Below are 14,765 nucleotides of genomic sequence, written 5' to 3' on the forward strand. Positions count from 1 at the left end.
CGGGTCCCGAGGCGGCGGTTCCCAGTTTTCCTCCAGGAACTTATGGCACGGTAGTGGTCAGGTTTTATTAGGGTGGCAAATATCCCGCCCATCCTCCTATGCCCGACTCGTCGTGACTATGAAAGGTTTGCGCGGATGCTCTCGCCCCGCCGACTGGCAGCGGCCGCCGCACTTCTCTCAGTCGTGGCCGCCGGGGTGCTCACCCTCCTCGTCCTGGCCGGCCTGCTCACCCTCGGCGCGGCGGCGGCCGTCGCGGCGTTCGCGGTCACGCTGGCCGCCCTCGCCCTGCTGCTGCTCACCGTCCGCCGCGTGGACGGCAAGGCGCACCGGATCGACCTGCGCATGAAGAAGCACGAGGCCGAGCTCGCCCGTGCGACGACCGCGGTCAAGAATCTCGAATCCCGGCTGGAGCTGCTGGTCCAGGCGGTCGAGGAGTCGGCCGCGCGGCGGGCCGACGACATCGGGGCGATCCTCGCCTCGCTCGGCGAGGACCGCGTGAACGCCATGACCAGGGCCCGGGAGGTCGAAGAGCTGCGCGAGGAGGTTCGCGCGCTGGCCAAGGGCCTGGCATGAGCCGCGTCCGGCACAACGACTACGGGGTGCTGCGCCCGCCCGCGATCGGGGACTGGACGCCCGAGCTGCGCGTGTCCGTGGTCATCCCGGCCTACGACTGCCAGGAGGCGCTGGAGCGCACGGCGTCCGCGCTGGCCGCGCAGTCCTACCCGGCCGAACTCGTCGAGATCGTGGTCGCCGACGACGGCAGCACGCCGCCGGTCGAGCTGCCGGGGGCCCGCGTCGTACGGGTGACCGGCGGCTGGGGACGCGGCGCGGCCCGGCAGACCGGGCAGCTGGCCGCCACCGGCGAGGTGATCCACTGGCTGGACTCCGACATGATCCTGGCCCCCGACCACCTTGAGGCGCACATGCGCTGGCACCACCTGCTCGACCACGCGGTGGTGATCGGCGACATCCGGTTCGTGACGGCCCCGGGCGAGGAGGGCACGCAACCGGAGTACACGCGCAGAACCCTGGAGTCGACCCGGATGCTGAAGGACGCGGGGACGAGCGCGTACCTGCTGCACACGGGGGCCTCCACGTCGGTGCGCGCCGAGCTGCTGCGCGCGGCCGGCGGCGTGGACGCCTCGCTCAACATGGCCGAGGACACCGAGCTGGGCTACCGGCTGGCCCAGGCGGGGGCGGTGTTCGTACCCGATCCGCAGGCCAGGGCGTGGCACGTCGGGCCGTCCACGGTGATGCTGCGGGAGAAGGAGGTGCACCGGCACAACTGGTCCTTCCTGGGCGATCTCGTGCCGGATCTGCGCTGGCTGCGCGGCCATCCCCGGCGTCACTGGCGGGTGCCGTACGTGCGGGTCGTGGTGCGCGCGACCACGTACGAGGAGACCCGGGCGAGCGTGGACGCGGCGCTGGCGGGCACGCTGCCCGACGCCGCGGTCACCGTCGTCGGCCCCTGGGGCCGGCTGACCGGCGAGCGCCGGTCCAGCCTCGACGACCCGCTGCTGGACCTGCGGCTGCTGCACAACCTGTACGCCCACGAGCCGCGCGTCACGTTCGCGGAAAGCGAACCGGTCAGCGCCGCCCCCACCCCGTTCCTGCTGCGGCTGCCCCCCGGATGGGTCCTCGGGGCCGACACCCTGGCCGGGCTCGTGCGACTGGCCGACAAGGACGTGCTCGGCCTGCTCTGCGTCGCCCTGGCCGAGAACGCGGACGGCGTCGTGGCCGCCCGGCTGGAGCGCACGGCCGCCTTCGCCCGCGCCGCACGCTTCGACGGCCCCACCGACGACCTGGTGGACGAGCTGTTCGGCGTCCTGTGGGTCGAGGGCGGCGAGCACGGCTTCGGCACCGCCGCGGAGCCGCCGCCGCTGGCCGGCGACCCGGCCAAGTGGCGTGCGCTGGCGGCCCGGCGGCTGGCGGAGACCAAGGAGCTGCGGGCCCAGGTCGACCGGCTCTCCGCCGAGGTCGAGCGCCTGTCCCGCGCGCAGGACGAGGAGGACCCCGCTCCCGGGCCGCTGAGCTCCCTGATCCGGCACCTGCGGAGCGCCGGGTGAGCGCAGAGCGGCGGACGGTCACCGCGCTGCTGGCCGAGCTGCCGGACGCCCGCGTGTTCCTGGCCGGCATCGAGGGCCACACGTTCGTGGACGGCGGCGAGGGCCGCGCCGGGCTGCCCGCCGGCGCCGTGGACCTGGACCGGGACCTGCTGGAGCCGCCCGCCGAGCCGGAGTCGGCCGACCACGTCCTCGTGCTCGCCAGGACGCCCGCCGACCTGCGCAGGGTGGCGACCCTGCACAAGCTGCTCCCGCTGGCCGGGCGGGTGGTGGTGTGCGTGCTCGACGCCCCCGCCTCGCACCCCGCGCCGGTGCCCACGCCGACCCCCGCCCACCGCTGGCGCTCGCTGACCGACCTGCGGGTCTACCAGCCCAGGAGCCGGGTGTGGGTGGTGGACGCCCGCTTCTCGGCCGCGACGCCCGCCGGCCGTACGGTGACGGCCACCGCCCGCGCCTTCGCCGGTCACCGCCTGGACGTGATCGCCGCGCCCGCCGCCGGCATCGCCGGGATCGGCTCGGCCGACTGGCGTCCCGGCGACCCGAACGCCACGCCCGCCGAGGTGAGCGGCCCGGTCCCCGAACGCGTCGGCGCCCCCGGCAGCGACGTCGTGCTCCGCACGCTGGGCGACGTCGCCCTGCGCGGCCTGCCCGGCGACGCCCTGCGCCCGCCGGGCGACAGCCGGGTCCCGGACGCGCCCCCGGCCCCCACGCCGGGCGGGTCCGCCGAGCCCGGCGGGATCGGCTGGGCCGGGGATCAGGCGCCCGTCGAGCGGCCCACGATCGTCGCGGCGAGCTGGGAGAGCATCGGGCGTCCCGGCGGGACGGGGTCGCCGCTGGCCGACCCCGACGTGCTCGGCGAGCCGTCGATGGTCCCGCCCGTGGACGAGCGCCTGGTGAACCCCCAGGGGTTCGTGACCACGCCGTCCCGGGGCATGGCCGCGCTGGCCGAGCGCGACGGCCGCTGGTCGGTGCTGCTCGACGGCAAGGTCGTGACGACGTTCGCCGAGTCGGGCGGGGTCACCGACGCCGACGTGGCCAGGCTCCGGCAGATCCGCGGCGTCGAGGTGAGCTGGCAACATCCGCACAGCGGCCCGCTGGCGGCCGTGCGGGTGCTGGCCGGGCTGGCCGCCGCCGGGGTGCCGCTGGTCACCGGGACCGTGCCGCGCTGGGCGGGCGCTCTCGGGGACGAGCTGGTCGCGCTGCTGCCCGCCGCCCCCGACCTGTCCGACGAGCTGCGGCGCGAGGAGCACAGCATCCGGCTGCGCCGGGCCGCCCTGCGCACCCACGGCGTGGCGGCGCGGTGGGAGCAGCTCGGCGCGCCCGCCCCCGCTCCCCCGCTCACCTCCGTCCTGCTGGCCACCCGGCGCGCCGAGATGGTGCCGTTCGCCCTGCGGCAGATCGCCCGCCAGCGCGACGCGCAGCTCGAAGTGGTGCTCGCGCTGCACGGCGTCCCCCGGGAGCACCCCGACGTCGCCGCCGCCCTGGCCGCCTTCGCCGGCCCGCTGACCGTGTACGAGGCCGACCCCGCGGCCGTCTTCGGCGAGGTGCTGAACGAGGCCGCCGCCAGGGCCTCCGGCTCGTTCCTGCTCAAGATGGACGACGACGACTGGTACGGCCCCGACTTCCTGGCCGACCTGCTGCTCGCCCACGCCTACTCGGGGGCGCAGGTGGTCGGCACGGTGCCCGAGTTCGTCTACCTGGCCTCGATCGACGTCACCGTGCACCGCAGCCAGGTCACCGAGCAGATCACCAGCTTCGTGGCGGGCGGCACGATCCTGGTGGAACGGTCGGCGTTCCAGGCCGTGGGCGGCTTCCGGCCGCTGCGCCGCTCGGTGGACACCCAGTTCCAGGAGGCCCTCCAGGCGGCGGGCGGCCAGATCTACCGCACCCACGGCCTGGGCTACATCCTGCGCCGCGGCCCGGCCGCCGCCCACACCTGGCAGGAGCCGATCGGCACGTTCCTGCGCCGCAACCGGCGCCAGTGGCGTGGGTTCCGCCCGAACGCCCTGATGGAGCTGGAGGGGAGCAGCCGCCCATGACCGTCCCGCGCATCCGTGGCAACGATTTCGGCGTCCTCGACCCGCCCGAGCTGGGGGCCTGGGAGCCGGAGCTCGCCGTCACGGTCGTCATCCCGGCGCACGACCGCCAGGAGACCCTGGACCTGACGCTCGCCGCCCTGTCCGCGCAGAGCTACCCGGCGCACCTGCTCGACGTGATCGTGGTGGACGACGGCAGCGCCACCCCCATCCGCCTGCCCGGCCTCGCCCCCGGCGGCACCAAGCTGATCTCCAGCCCTCCCGGCGGCTGGGGGCGCGCCTGGGCCGTGCAGGCGGGCCTGGACGCCGCCGCCGGCGACGTCGTCCTCGTGCTGGACGCCGACATGGTCCCGCACCGGCGGCACGTCGAGGCCCAGCTCCGGTGGCACCACCTGGCCCCGTACGTGGTGGTGCTCGGCTGGATCGACTTCACCTCGGCCGGCGAGCCGCCCACGCCGGAGCAGGTCGTCCGGGCCCTGGACGCGGGCGCCGAGGACGACCTGTTCCCCCTGTCGCCGCACCGGCACGACTGGGCCGAGAAGATCATCCACGATCACGACGGCCTGCGCACGGCGTCCGGCGCGACGGCCGCCCGCGTGCACGTGGGGGCCACGGCGTCGTACCCGGCGGCGCTGCTGCGCTCGATCGGCGGCCTGGACACCTCGCTGGTGCTGGCCGAGGACACCGAGCTGGGGTACCGGCTCGTGCAGGCGGGGGCGGTGTTCGTCCCGGACCCGCAGGCGCGGGCCTGGCACGTCGGCCTGCCGACCGCGATGCGCGACGTCGCGGAGTTGAAGCGGTACAACGACCCGTACGTGGCCGACCGGGTTCCCTACCGGCGGTACCTGCGTACGGATCCGGGGCGGCAGTGGCTGGTGCCGTACGTGGAGGCGGTGGTGGCGGCGGACGGCTACGAGGACACCCGCGCCACCGCGGACGCCGTGCTCGCCTCCTCCATCCCCGACGTGCGCCTCACCCTCACGGGCCCCTGGACCGCGCTGCCCACCGGACGCCGCTCGCCCCTGCGCGACCCCGACCTGGACCTTCGCCTGCTCAAGGCCACCTTCCAGCACGACCCGCGGGTCCGCCTGGCCGCCGAGCCGCCTCCCGGGCCGCCCGCCGGCACGACGGCCCCCTTCCGCCTGACCATGCCGCCCGGCTGGACCCTCTCCCCCGGCACGCTCGAACGCCTGATCGCCCACCTGGACGAGCACGACCTCGGCAGCCTGTGCCTGGCCCTGGACGAGACCCCGCAGGGCGTGGTCGCCGCCCGCCTCGACCGTACGGCCGCCCTGTCCAGAGCCGCCCTGGTCGCCGCCCCCGGCGACCACCCGGACGACCTGATCGACGCCCTGTACGGCCTGGAATGGGCGGACGGCGCGTCGTGGGGCCTGCGCCGCCGTCCCGACGTCTACCCGCCGCGCAGGCCGCCGGTCGCGGAGCTCGCCCTGCTCACCGCCCGCCACGAGAAGGACCTGGCCCTCCACCGCAAGCGCGTCGCCGCCCTGCGCGCCGAGCTCGCCCAGCTGCGCCGGGAGGCCGCCAAGAACGGCAGGGACGCCTCCCGCTGGCGGGAGAAGGCCGAGAGCTGGCGTCGCGAGGCGGTGCGCCTGGCCCGCGAACAGGACCGCACGGTCCTGAAACGCGCCGTCCGCCGCGTCCGCGACCTGGCCTTCCCCGCCCACTGACCGGGCGGGGCGGCTGTCAGTCGTCGCCCTCCACGCGCATCACGCCGGCGACCGCGCGGACGATGTCGAGCTCGCGCAGCCCCTCCATGGTCGCCGTGAGGGCCGCGTCGGTGGCGCGGTGGCTGACGATGACGAGCTGGGCGTCGTCGCCGTGCCCCTCCTGGCGGACGGTCTGGATGGACACGTCGTGCTTGGCGAACAGGTCGGCCACCCGCGCCAGCACGCCGGGCTTGTCGGCCACGTCGAGCGCCACGTGGCAGCGCGTCACCGTGTCGCCCATCGGGTGGACGGCCAGGTCGGCGTAGGTGGACTCCTCGGGCCCGTGGGTGCCGGCCAGCCGGTTGCGGCCGACGGCCACGAGGTCGCCGAGCACGGCCGAGGCCGTCGGCGCGCCGCCGGCGCCCTTGCCGTAGAACATGAGCTGTCCGGCCGACTCGGCCTCCACGAACACCGCGTTGTACGCCTCGCGCACCCCGGCGAGCGGGTGGGTGCGCGGGATCATCGCCGGGTGCACCCGCACGCCGAACGAACGGCCGTCGTCGGAGCGCTGGCAGATGGCCAGCAGCTTGATGACGTAGCCCATGGCCTTGGCGGAGGCGACGTCGGTCGCGGTGATCTCGGTGATGCCCTCACGGTGCACCTTGTCGGCGGTGACCCGGCTGTGGAAGGCCAGGCCGGCCAGGATCGCGGCCTTGGCGGCGGCGTCGAAGCCCTCGACGTCGGCCGTCGGGTCGGCCTCGGCGTAGCCGAGCGTCTGGGCCTCCTCCAGGGCGTCGGTGAAGGACGCGCCCGTGCTGTCCATCTTGTCGAGGATGTAGTTGGTGGTGCCGTTGACGATGCCGAGCACGCGCTTGACGTGGTCGCCGGCCAGCGACTCGCGCAGCGGGCGCAGCAGCGGGATCGCGCCGGCGACGCTGGCCTCGAAGTAGAGGTCGCCGCCGCCCCGGCGGGCCGCCTCGTGCAGGGCCGAGCCGTCCTCGGCCAGCAGGGCCTTGTTGGCGGTGACGACCGACTTGCCGCGTTCGAGGGCGGCCACGATGAGCGTGCGGGCCGGCTCGATGCCGCCGATCACCTCGACGACGATGTCGATGTCGTCGCGGGTGACCAGGGACTCGGCGTCGGTGGTCAGCAGCGCCGGGTCGACCTCGATGTCGCGCTTGCGCCCGAGCCTGCGCACGGCCACGCCGGCCAGCTCCAGCGGGGCGCCGATGCGCGCGGCCAGGTCGTCGGCCTGCTCGTGCAGGAGCCTGATGACCTGCGAGCCGACGACGCCGCAGCCCAGCAGAGCCACTTTCAGCGGTTTCACAGCTGCCCCCTCAACAGGTCGTCCTCGGTCTCGCCCGCCACGATCACCCGGGCCGCGCCGTCGGCGACGGCGACCACGGCGGGCCTGGGCAGGTAGTTGTAGTTGCTGGCCAGCGAGCGGCAGTAGGCGCCGGTCGCGGCCACGGCGACCAGGTCGCCGGGCGTCAGGTCGGCGGGCAGGTGGCAGTCGCGCACCAGGATGTCGCCGCTCTCGCAGTGCTTGCCGACCAGGCGGCTGAGCATGGGCGCGGCGTCGCTGGCGCGGCTCACCAGGGCGGCGGTGTACTCGGCGCCGTAGAGGGCGGTGCGGACGTTGTCGCTCATGCCGCCGTCGACGCTGACGTACGTGCGCAGCCCCTCGACGTCCTTGACCGTGCCGACCTCGTAGAGGGTGATGCCGCCCGGGCCCACGATGGTGCGGCCCGGCTCGACGGTCAGGCGCGGCACCGGCAGGCCGGCGTCGGCGCAGACCTTGGTGACGATCTCGCGCAGGCCGTCGGCCAGCTCCTTGATGTCGGGGGCCTCGTCGCCCTCGACGTAGGCGATGCCGTAGCCGCCGCCGAGGTCGAGCTCGGGCAGGACGACGCCGTGCTCGTCCTTGATCTGCACCAGCAGCGTGGCCAGCCGTCGCGCGGCCACCTCGAAGCCGGCGGTGTCGACGATCTGCGACCCGATGTGGGAGTGGAGGCCGACCAGGTCGAGCTGCGGCAGCGCGAGAATGCGGCGCACGGCCTCGGCGGCGGCGCCGGTGTTGAGCGACAGGCCGAACTTCTGGTCGTCGTGGGCCGTGGCGATGAACTCGTGGGTGTGGGCCTCGACCCCGGTGGTCACCCGGATCATCACCTTGGGCCGCTTGCCGAGCTGCTCGGCGAGGTAGCCGAGGCGGGCGATCTCCTCGTAGGAGTCGACCACGATGTGCCCGACGCCGCACTCGAGGGCGCGGGTCAGCTCGGCCTTGGACTTGTTGTTGCCGTGGAGGGTGATGCGCTCGGGCGGGAAGCCGACGCTGAGCGCCACCGCCAGCTCGCCGCCGCTGGCGACGTCGAGCCCGAGGCCCTCCTCGGCCAGCCAGCGCACGATCTCCTTGCACAGGAACGCCTTGCCCGCGTAGTGGACGTCCGAGCCCTGGAAGGCCGTGGCGTAGTCGCGCATGCGTGAGCGTACGTCGGCCTCGTCGAGGACGTAGAGCGGCGTGCCGAACTCGCGGGCCAGGTCGCGCACGTCGACGCCGCCGACCGTGAGCGTGCCGTCGGTCCGGGTCGACGTTCGGGGCCAGATCGCGGGGTCGATCCGGTTGAGGTCGGCGGGCGCCATCGGCGGGCGCTCGTGGGGCAGCATCTCGGCGTGCCGGTCCCCGGCTGGATGGACGAAGCTCACCCGATCGAGGCTATCGGAACCGCCGCCCCTCCCAGGACCGCTGCCCACGTATCGAGACGCGATCAAGGTCAACAAGCAACATTTTCACGATTTTTCGCGCTTTAGCCGGATATTTTACGATCCATCACCATCTTTCCGGCCCAACCAGTACCCCCCGGACGGCCTCCGCCAGCCGCACCCGCGCCGTGTGCACCGGCCGGACCGGCTCGTCCCCCATCGGGACGGCGGGGGCGTGCTCGTGGGCGTCGTGGTAGGCCAGCGCCAGCCGGACGGAGAAGGCGTCCCAGCCGGGGTCGCGGCTGACGGCGCGTCCGGGCAGCTCGGCCAGCACCCGCAGCACCCGGCGGTCGTGGGGGCCGTCGAGCAGCTCCGGCCGGAAGCCGGTGAGCGGCACCCCCAGCTCCCCGGCCCACCGCCGCACCGCGCAGGCGCGGGCGCGGGCGTACCGGACGACGAAGCCGGGGTTGTCCCACGTGCGCGGGAAGTCGGGCCAGCCGGGTTCGGGCAGGACGGGCGGGTCCAGGGACTCGACCAGCCGTCCCGGCACGTCCACGACGATGCGCAGGAAGCCGTTCGGCCGCGCCTGCGCCTCGGCCACCCCGTCGAGCGCCCGCACCCCCGCGGCCAGCTCGTCCGGCGGGACGCGGCGGCGCAGCGCGGCGGCCGATACGTAGACGGCCTCCCGCTCCCAGGTGCCCTCGGGCGCCGGCGGCTCCCCCAGCACCTCCTCCAGCGACTGGGCGAGCAGGTCGGTCATCGACTCAGCGTAGGCGTCAGATCAGCGCGTGCGGCTCCGCGGAGCCGTACTCGACCAGGTGGGCCGCGCCGAGCAGCCAGCGGTCCTCGTCGCGCACCCGCACGTAGCCGAACCGGTCGGCGGAGAACACCTTGACGCCGTCGGTGCGGCACTGGCGCATCATGACCTCGTCCCAGCCCTCGGTGAGGTCGGCGAAGCCCACCTCGCGCAGGGCGTTCCTGCGGGCGAGCAGGGTGGCCCCGGCGATCTCGGGGAGGTAGGAGTACTCGGCCTCGGGCTGCTTGAGCAGGGTCGCCTGGGGCTTGCGCAGGTGGGCGTAGAAGGCGGCCTTGCCGACGATGTCGGCCGTGCTGAACAGGAAGGCCCGCCGCAGGTCGGACAGGTAGTGCGGGCCGTAGACGTCGCGCGGGTCCATGACCGCGACCAGGTCGGCCTCGCACAGGTCGAGGCCCTTGGCCAGCATCGCGCCCTCGCTCATGGCCGGGTGGGGCCGCCGGTACAGCACCTCGGCGTCGGTCAGCACGTCGCGGGCGCGCAGCTCGGCCTCGGGCGGCCCGATGACGATCACCTGGGCCACGCCGGACTGCCTGGCCACCTGGGCCAGCGCGTGCTCCATGCGCGACGGGTCGAGGATCGGCAGCAGCACGGAGGTGTCGAGGGTGGCGCGGGCGCTGGGCAGGCCGATGGCCTCCAGCAGCTCGTCCACGCGCTCGGTCATCGTCCCCGTGTCGTAGGCCCGGCGCAGCGCCACGTGCGCCCGCCGCGAGTCCGGCTCGGTGCCGATCGGCGTGCCGCAGGCGGCGATCTCGGCCAGCCGCCACTGCGGCGTTCCCGGCGGGCAGTCGGCCGCGGCCGGCCAGCGGTAGGAGGTGAGCGCGTCGGGATAGGCCAGGTGCGGCGGCAGGAGCTGGTCGAGCGTGAGCACCCGGTCGACCCGTCCGCCGGCCAGCGGCAGCGGGTTGTGCACCCGGGGCTGCACGCCGAAGTGCAGGCGCGGCCACGGGACCGTGGTGTCGGCGGTGAAGCGGTGCTCGAACAGCTCGGCCGCGGCGGCGTAGTCGGCCACGTCGCCCTGGGTGTGCCAGAAGACGGTGCGGATGCCGCGCTCGGCGCACCAGGCCAGCAGCGCCCTGAGCCCCTCGCCCGGCTCGCCGGTCAGCTCCTCCAGCCAGGGCCCCTGCGTGACGGACTCCACCACGAGCAGGTGGGGCACCTCCAGCGGCAGCACGCGGGCGAAGTCGCGCGGCGTGAACCCGGTCGTCTGCCGCCACTCGTAGCGCAGCAGCGCCTCGACGTGCGGATCGGCGACGACGGCGGCGGTCAGGTGCGGCCGGGTGTTGGGCCCGGTGGGAATCCGGTACGGCTTGAGCTTGAACGACGCCCCGCCCAGCGTCCTGGTCGTGCTGGTGGCCTGGAACGACGCCCCCGGACGCGCCTCCTTGGCCCCCTGGACGGCCACCGGCCGGCGCTTGGGCGCGCTGGGCCGCTTGACCGGCCTTGCCGCGCCCCTGAGCCCCTTGGCCAGGCGCATCGGGTTGTTCTTGCCGCTCTTGATGGCGTCGCCGAGCCGGTTCCAGCGGGCGACCTTGATCGAGGACAGCTTCCAGTTGGCGACTTCGGCCTGGAAGCGCTGCTCGGCCAGCTCCTTGCGCAGCCGGTCGGCCGCGGCCCGCTCGGCCTCCAGCCGCTCCTCGGTCTCGCTCAGCTGCTCGGCCAGTTTCCTGGCCTCCTCGGCGCTCTGCTCGGCGGCCGCCAGCCTGGACTGCGCGGCGTCCAGCAGCCTGGCCAGTTCGGCCGCGCGCTCGGCCTGCGCGACAGCATCCCGCAACGCCCGACGCGTGCTCTCCAGCTCGGTAGACAACCGGACCTCCGCTCTCTTAGCCCGGCAAAGGATACTCTTTTGCAGGAAGCGTCTCGAAGGGATGAGATCCGGTGCAGTTCAACGTGCGACCCTACGTATGCGGCGCTCTCGGCCGGATCGACATCTCCATACTGGGCAAACTCGCCGCCGCGGGCCCCAAGGTGCGGCCCGCGCTCCAGACGGACGAGGCCGCGCTGTTCAGCTCCGCGCCGCTACCGCCGTACCACCGGGCGGGCGGCGCGTTCGCGTTCTCGTGGGGCGAGCGCAAGCCGGCCGCCGCCGAGGACTGGATGACGGTCGCGGAGACGTACGAGACGCCCGGGCTGATCGGCGACGGCGCGCGGGTGACGCTGCACGGCGGCGCGCTCGGCCTGGTCGACGTCTACTACGTCCGCCAGGGCGACGCGGTCTACTTCTCCTCGCTGATCCAGCCGCTGCTCAGCCTGGTGCCCATCGAGATCGACTGGGCCGCCTGGGCCTCGATCATCCAGGTGACGTTCCCGCTGGGCGAGGCGACCCCGTACCGGGAGGTCAGGCGGCTGCCGGGGTCGAGCGCGCTGGTGTTCGAGCACGGCCGCCTGGCCACCGAGCGCCGGTTGCCGCGCTGGCTGCGCACGGAGCCGTACGAGGCGTGGACCAGCCCCGAGGAGATCGTGGAGCTGCTGCACCACGTCTACGAGGACTACGACGGCCGCAGGCTGCTCGTGCCGGTCAGCGGCGGCTACGACTCGCGCCTGCTGGCCAGCGTGGCCGTGGCCCGCGGCGCCGACGTCGAGTCGTGGACCACCAGCCCCGACGACGGCACCGACACCGACATCGCCTTCGCCAGGGCGATCACCCGCGAGCTGGGCATCCCGCACCGGGTCGTCACCCAGGACGCCGCCGCCTACCCCGCCGACGCCGCCGAGGTGGCCCGCCGGCTGGAGTACCTGACGCCGCACCACGCCTGGTACGCGCCGTTCGCCAAGGAGGTGCACGGCTCGGGCCGCATCCTGGTCGACGGCCTGGCCGGCGGCCCGCTGCTGAAGAACTTCATGGTCAGCGGCGCCGCGCTGGAGGCCAGGACGCAGGCCGAGCGGTCCGCGGCGCTGCTGGGCTCGCTGTCGCTGGGCGCGCCCGCGCAGCCGTTCCTGTCCAAGGCGGCCGCGCAGTGGATGGAGGAGACCGTGCGCGAGCAGTTCGCGGCGGCCACCTCGATGCTCCACGGCCACCGGGCCGAGCTGCCGCTGTCGGTGCTGCACACCAGGACCGTGCGCGGCATCGCGCGTTCGGCGGTCAACCTGGTGGGGCCGGAGGCGTCGTTCGCGGCGCCGTTCATCCATCCCGCCTTCTTCGACGCCGCGCTCAGCGTCGGCGTCGCGCGCAAGGACAAGGGCCGCTTCTACCGCGAGGTGCTGCACGCGGCCAATCCGAGGGTGGCCGCGCTGCCCTCCACGAACGTGGTCAAGCAGCCGCTCCAGCGGGTGCCCCTGCGTTCCACGGCCGCGCCGGCGCGGGCCTATTCCCACGCCATGCTGGAAGTCGTGGCCCGCCGCGTGCCCGCGATGCTCTCCGACGAGCTGCACGAGGTGATCGCCGGCGGCCCGGACGCGCTGACCCGGTTCAACGGCTGGAACGACCGTTTCTGGGTGCGCGGACTGGTGCTTTTCGGACTCTGGCTGAACGACTTCGAGAACGACCTGCCGGACGTCACCGCACCTTTTTAGTGAACTCTGGGTAACAGGGCGATTACATACGGATCTCGCGGGTATTACACGTCGCACAGCAGAAGCGGGTTCCGGAAAGCCACCGGGCTGGTAGTGTTCGGCCCGTAAGCGCCGCAACAAACGGGCACCAGATCACAAATCCGGTCTCGTTCGAGGGCATGGAGTTCGCAGGGATGACGACTCCACGCGGCGCGGTCACCAGCTAAGAACGCCGGGGTAACCGGTGACTTCGTCCTGCCCACATCTCTTCCTGTGAGCGACATCATGATCAACGCATCCCCATCACCTGAGTCGATCTCTGAGGCTTTCGTCTCGGAAGATCCGCGATGGTACAAGCGGGCGGTGTTCTACGAGGTTCTCGTCCGGGGGTTCAAGGACTCCAACGGTGACGGCACGGGCGACCTGCGCGGTCTCATCGAGAAGCTCGGGTACCTGGAATGGCTCGGCGTCGACTGCCTCTGGCTGCTGCCGCTGTACGAGTCCCCGCTGCGCGATGGCGGTTATGACATCTCGGACTATATGAAGATCCTTCCGGACTTTGGTGACCTGGGGGACTTCGTCCAGTTGATCGAGGCCGCGCACGAGCGGGGCCTGCGGATCATCACCGACCTGGTCATGAACCACACCAGCGACAGGCACCCGTGGTTCCAGGCCTCCAGGCACGACCCGGAGGGGCCCTACGGGGACTTCTACGTCTGGTCCGACGAGCCCACCGGCTATCCGGACGCGCCGATCATCTTCATCGGCGCCGAGGAGTCCAACTGGACGTACGACCCCGTGCGCAAGCAGTACTACTGGCACCGTTTCTTCCACCACCAGCCGGACCTGAACTATGACAACCCGGCGGTGCAGGAGGCCATGCTGGAGGTGCTGCGGTTCTGGCTCGACCTGGGGATCGACGGCTTCCGCCTCGACGCGGTGCCGTACCTGTTCGAGCGCGAGGGCACGGCGTGCTCCGGGCTGCCCGAGACGCACGCGTACCTGAAGAAGATCCGCGCGGAGGTCGACCGGCTCTACCCCGACCGGGTGCTGCTGGCCGAGGCCAACGGCTGGCCCGAGGACGTCGTGGAGTACTTCGGCGACCCCACCACCGGCGGCGACGAGTGCCACATGGCCTTCCACTTCCCGCTGATGCCGCGCATCTACATGGCGGTGAAGAAGGAGACCCGCGAGCCGATCTCCGAGATCATGTCCCGCACCCCCAAGCTGCCCGACACGGCACAGTGGGGCATCTTCCTGCGCAACCACGACGAGCTCACGCTCGAGACGGTGACCGAGGAAGAGCGCGACTACATGCACAAGGAGTACGCCAAGGACCCGCGCATGCGCGCCTACCTCGGCATCCGGCGTCGCCTGGCGCCCCTGCTGGACAACAACCGGGACCTGATCGAGCTGTTCACGGCGCTGTTGTTGTCGCTGCCGGGCTCGCCGGTCATGTACTACGGCGACGAGATCGGCATGGGCGACAACATCTGGCTGGAGGACCGCGACTCGGTCCGCACGCCGATGCAGTGGAGCCCCGACCGCAACGCCGGGTTCTCCTCGGCCGACCCGGGCCGCCTCTACCTGCCGGCCGTCATGGACCCGATCTACGGCTTCCAGGCGGTCAACGTGGAGGCCCAGCAGCGCCACGCGGGCTCCCTGCTGCACTTCACCCGCAGCATGCTGGAGATCCGCAAGAACCACCCGGTGTTCGGCCTGGGCGCCTACACCGAAATGTGGTCCTCCAACCCGTGCGTGCTCACGTACGTGCGCGAGGACCGCGACGACGTGATGCTCTGCGTCAACAACCTGTCGAAGTTCCCGCAGCCCGTCGAGCTGGACCTGCGCAGGTTCGAGGGCATGGTGCCGGTCGAGGCCCGCGGCGGGGTGCGCTTCCCGAAGATCGGTGAGCTGCCCTACCTGCTGACCCTGCCGGGCCACGGCTTCTACTGGTTCGCGCTGAAGGCCGGGGACTGAGCACAGCCCCCGG

At 73.1% G+C, this 14,765-nt stretch carries 10 protein-coding genes; 6 read left to right on the plus strand and 4 right to left on the minus strand.

Annotated elements, in window-relative coordinates; translation table 11 throughout:
* The first annotated feature begins 135 nt into the window (after positions 1–135).
* From AB0J76_RS07745 to AB0J76_RS07760, 4 genes are read left to right on the plus strand one after another with little or no spacing between them, the layout of a single operon-like run.
* Positions 136–573, plus strand: a complete 438-nt coding sequence (locus tag AB0J76_RS07745; protein WP_352320379.1) for a hypothetical protein — start codon at positions 136–138, stop codon at positions 571–573.
* Positions 570–2,066, plus strand: a complete 1,497-nt coding sequence (locus tag AB0J76_RS07750) for a glycosyltransferase family 2 protein (RefSeq protein ID WP_352320378.1) — start codon at positions 570–572, stop codon at positions 2,064–2,066. Before AB0J76_RS07745 ends, AB0J76_RS07750 begins: the two co-directional genes overlap by 4 nt.
* Positions 2,063–4,102, plus strand: a complete 2,040-nt coding sequence (locus tag AB0J76_RS07755) for a glycosyltransferase family 2 protein (protein WP_352320376.1) — start codon at positions 2,063–2,065, stop codon at positions 4,100–4,102. Before AB0J76_RS07750 ends, AB0J76_RS07755 begins: the two co-directional genes overlap by 4 nt.
* On the plus strand, positions 4,099–5,787 hold the full coding sequence (locus AB0J76_RS07760; protein WP_352320374.1) for a glycosyltransferase: 1,689 nt from the start codon (positions 4,099–4,101) through the stop codon (positions 5,785–5,787). The genes AB0J76_RS07755 and AB0J76_RS07760 overlap by 4 nt, the downstream gene beginning before the upstream one ends.
* Before the next feature lie 16 nt (positions 5,788–5,803).
* Here AB0J76_RS07760 and AB0J76_RS07765 read toward each other — a convergent pair whose 3' ends face one another.
* The 4 genes from AB0J76_RS07765 to AB0J76_RS07780 form a co-directional block, all read right to left on the minus strand.
* Positions 5,804–7,093, minus strand: coding sequence for a homoserine dehydrogenase (locus AB0J76_RS07765; RefSeq protein ID WP_352320372.1), 1,290 nt, complete (start codon positions 7,091–7,093; stop codon positions 5,804–5,806).
* The gene (lysA, locus tag AB0J76_RS07770; protein WP_352320428.1) at positions 7,090–8,430 is read right to left on the minus strand and encodes a diaminopimelate decarboxylase; all 1,341 of its coding nucleotides are present in this window, start codon (positions 8,428–8,430) and stop codon (positions 7,090–7,092) included. The genes AB0J76_RS07765 and lysA overlap by 4 nt, the downstream gene beginning before the upstream one ends.
* 163 nt (positions 8,431–8,593) lie before the next feature.
* Positions 8,594–9,226 (minus strand): anticodon-binding protein, encoded by a 633-nt coding sequence (locus AB0J76_RS07775; RefSeq protein ID WP_352320370.1) that lies wholly within the window; start codon positions 9,224–9,226, stop codon positions 8,594–8,596.
* A 16-nt stretch (positions 9,227–9,242) separates the two neighbouring features.
* Positions 9,243–11,087, minus strand: a complete 1,845-nt coding sequence (locus tag AB0J76_RS07780; protein WP_352320369.1) for a hypothetical protein — start codon at positions 11,085–11,087, stop codon at positions 9,243–9,245.
* Positions 11,088–11,170: 83 nt separating this feature from the next.
* Between AB0J76_RS07780 and AB0J76_RS07785 the strand changes: the two genes are divergently transcribed.
* Both AB0J76_RS07785 and treS read left to right on the plus strand, forming a co-directional pair.
* The gene (locus AB0J76_RS07785) at positions 11,171–12,793 is read left to right on the plus strand and encodes an asparagine synthetase B family protein (protein ID WP_352320367.1); all 1,623 of its coding nucleotides are present in this window, start codon (positions 11,171–11,173) and stop codon (positions 12,791–12,793) included.
* A 264-nt stretch (positions 12,794–13,057) separates the two neighbouring features.
* The gene (gene treS / locus AB0J76_RS07790) at positions 13,058–14,752 is read left to right on the plus strand and encodes a maltose alpha-D-glucosyltransferase (RefSeq protein ID WP_352320365.1); all 1,695 of its coding nucleotides are present in this window, start codon (positions 13,058–13,060) and stop codon (positions 14,750–14,752) included.
* The last annotated feature ends 13 nt before the right edge of the window (positions 14,753–14,765 follow it).

The sequence above is a fragment of the Nonomuraea sp. NPDC049624 genome (assembly GCF_040675255.1).
GTDB lineage: Bacteria > Actinomycetota > Actinomycetes > Streptosporangiales > Streptosporangiaceae > Nonomuraea.

Bases quoted from the DNA above. Each gene is read 5' to 3' on its own strand.
- AB0J76_RS07760 (WP_352320374.1), top strand. From the start codon at position 4,099: ATGACCGTCCCGCGCATCCGTGGCAACGATTTCGGCGTCCTCGACCCG.
- AB0J76_RS07750 (WP_352320378.1), top strand. From the start codon at position 570: ATGAGCCGCGTCCGGCACAACGACTACGGGGTGCTGCGCCCGCCCGCG.
- AB0J76_RS07775 (WP_352320370.1), bottom strand. From the start codon at position 9,226: ATGACCGACCTGCTCGCCCAGTCGCTGGAGGAGGTGCTGGGGGAGCCG.
- lysA (WP_352320428.1), bottom strand. From the start codon at position 8,430: ATGCTGCCCCACGAGCGCCCGCCGATGGCGCCCGCCGACCTCAACCGG.
- AB0J76_RS07745 (WP_352320379.1), top strand. From the start codon at position 136: ATGCTCTCGCCCCGCCGACTGGCAGCGGCCGCCGCACTTCTCTCAGTC.
- treS (WP_352320365.1), top strand. From the start codon at position 13,058: ATGATCAACGCATCCCCATCACCTGAGTCGATCTCTGAGGCTTTCGTC.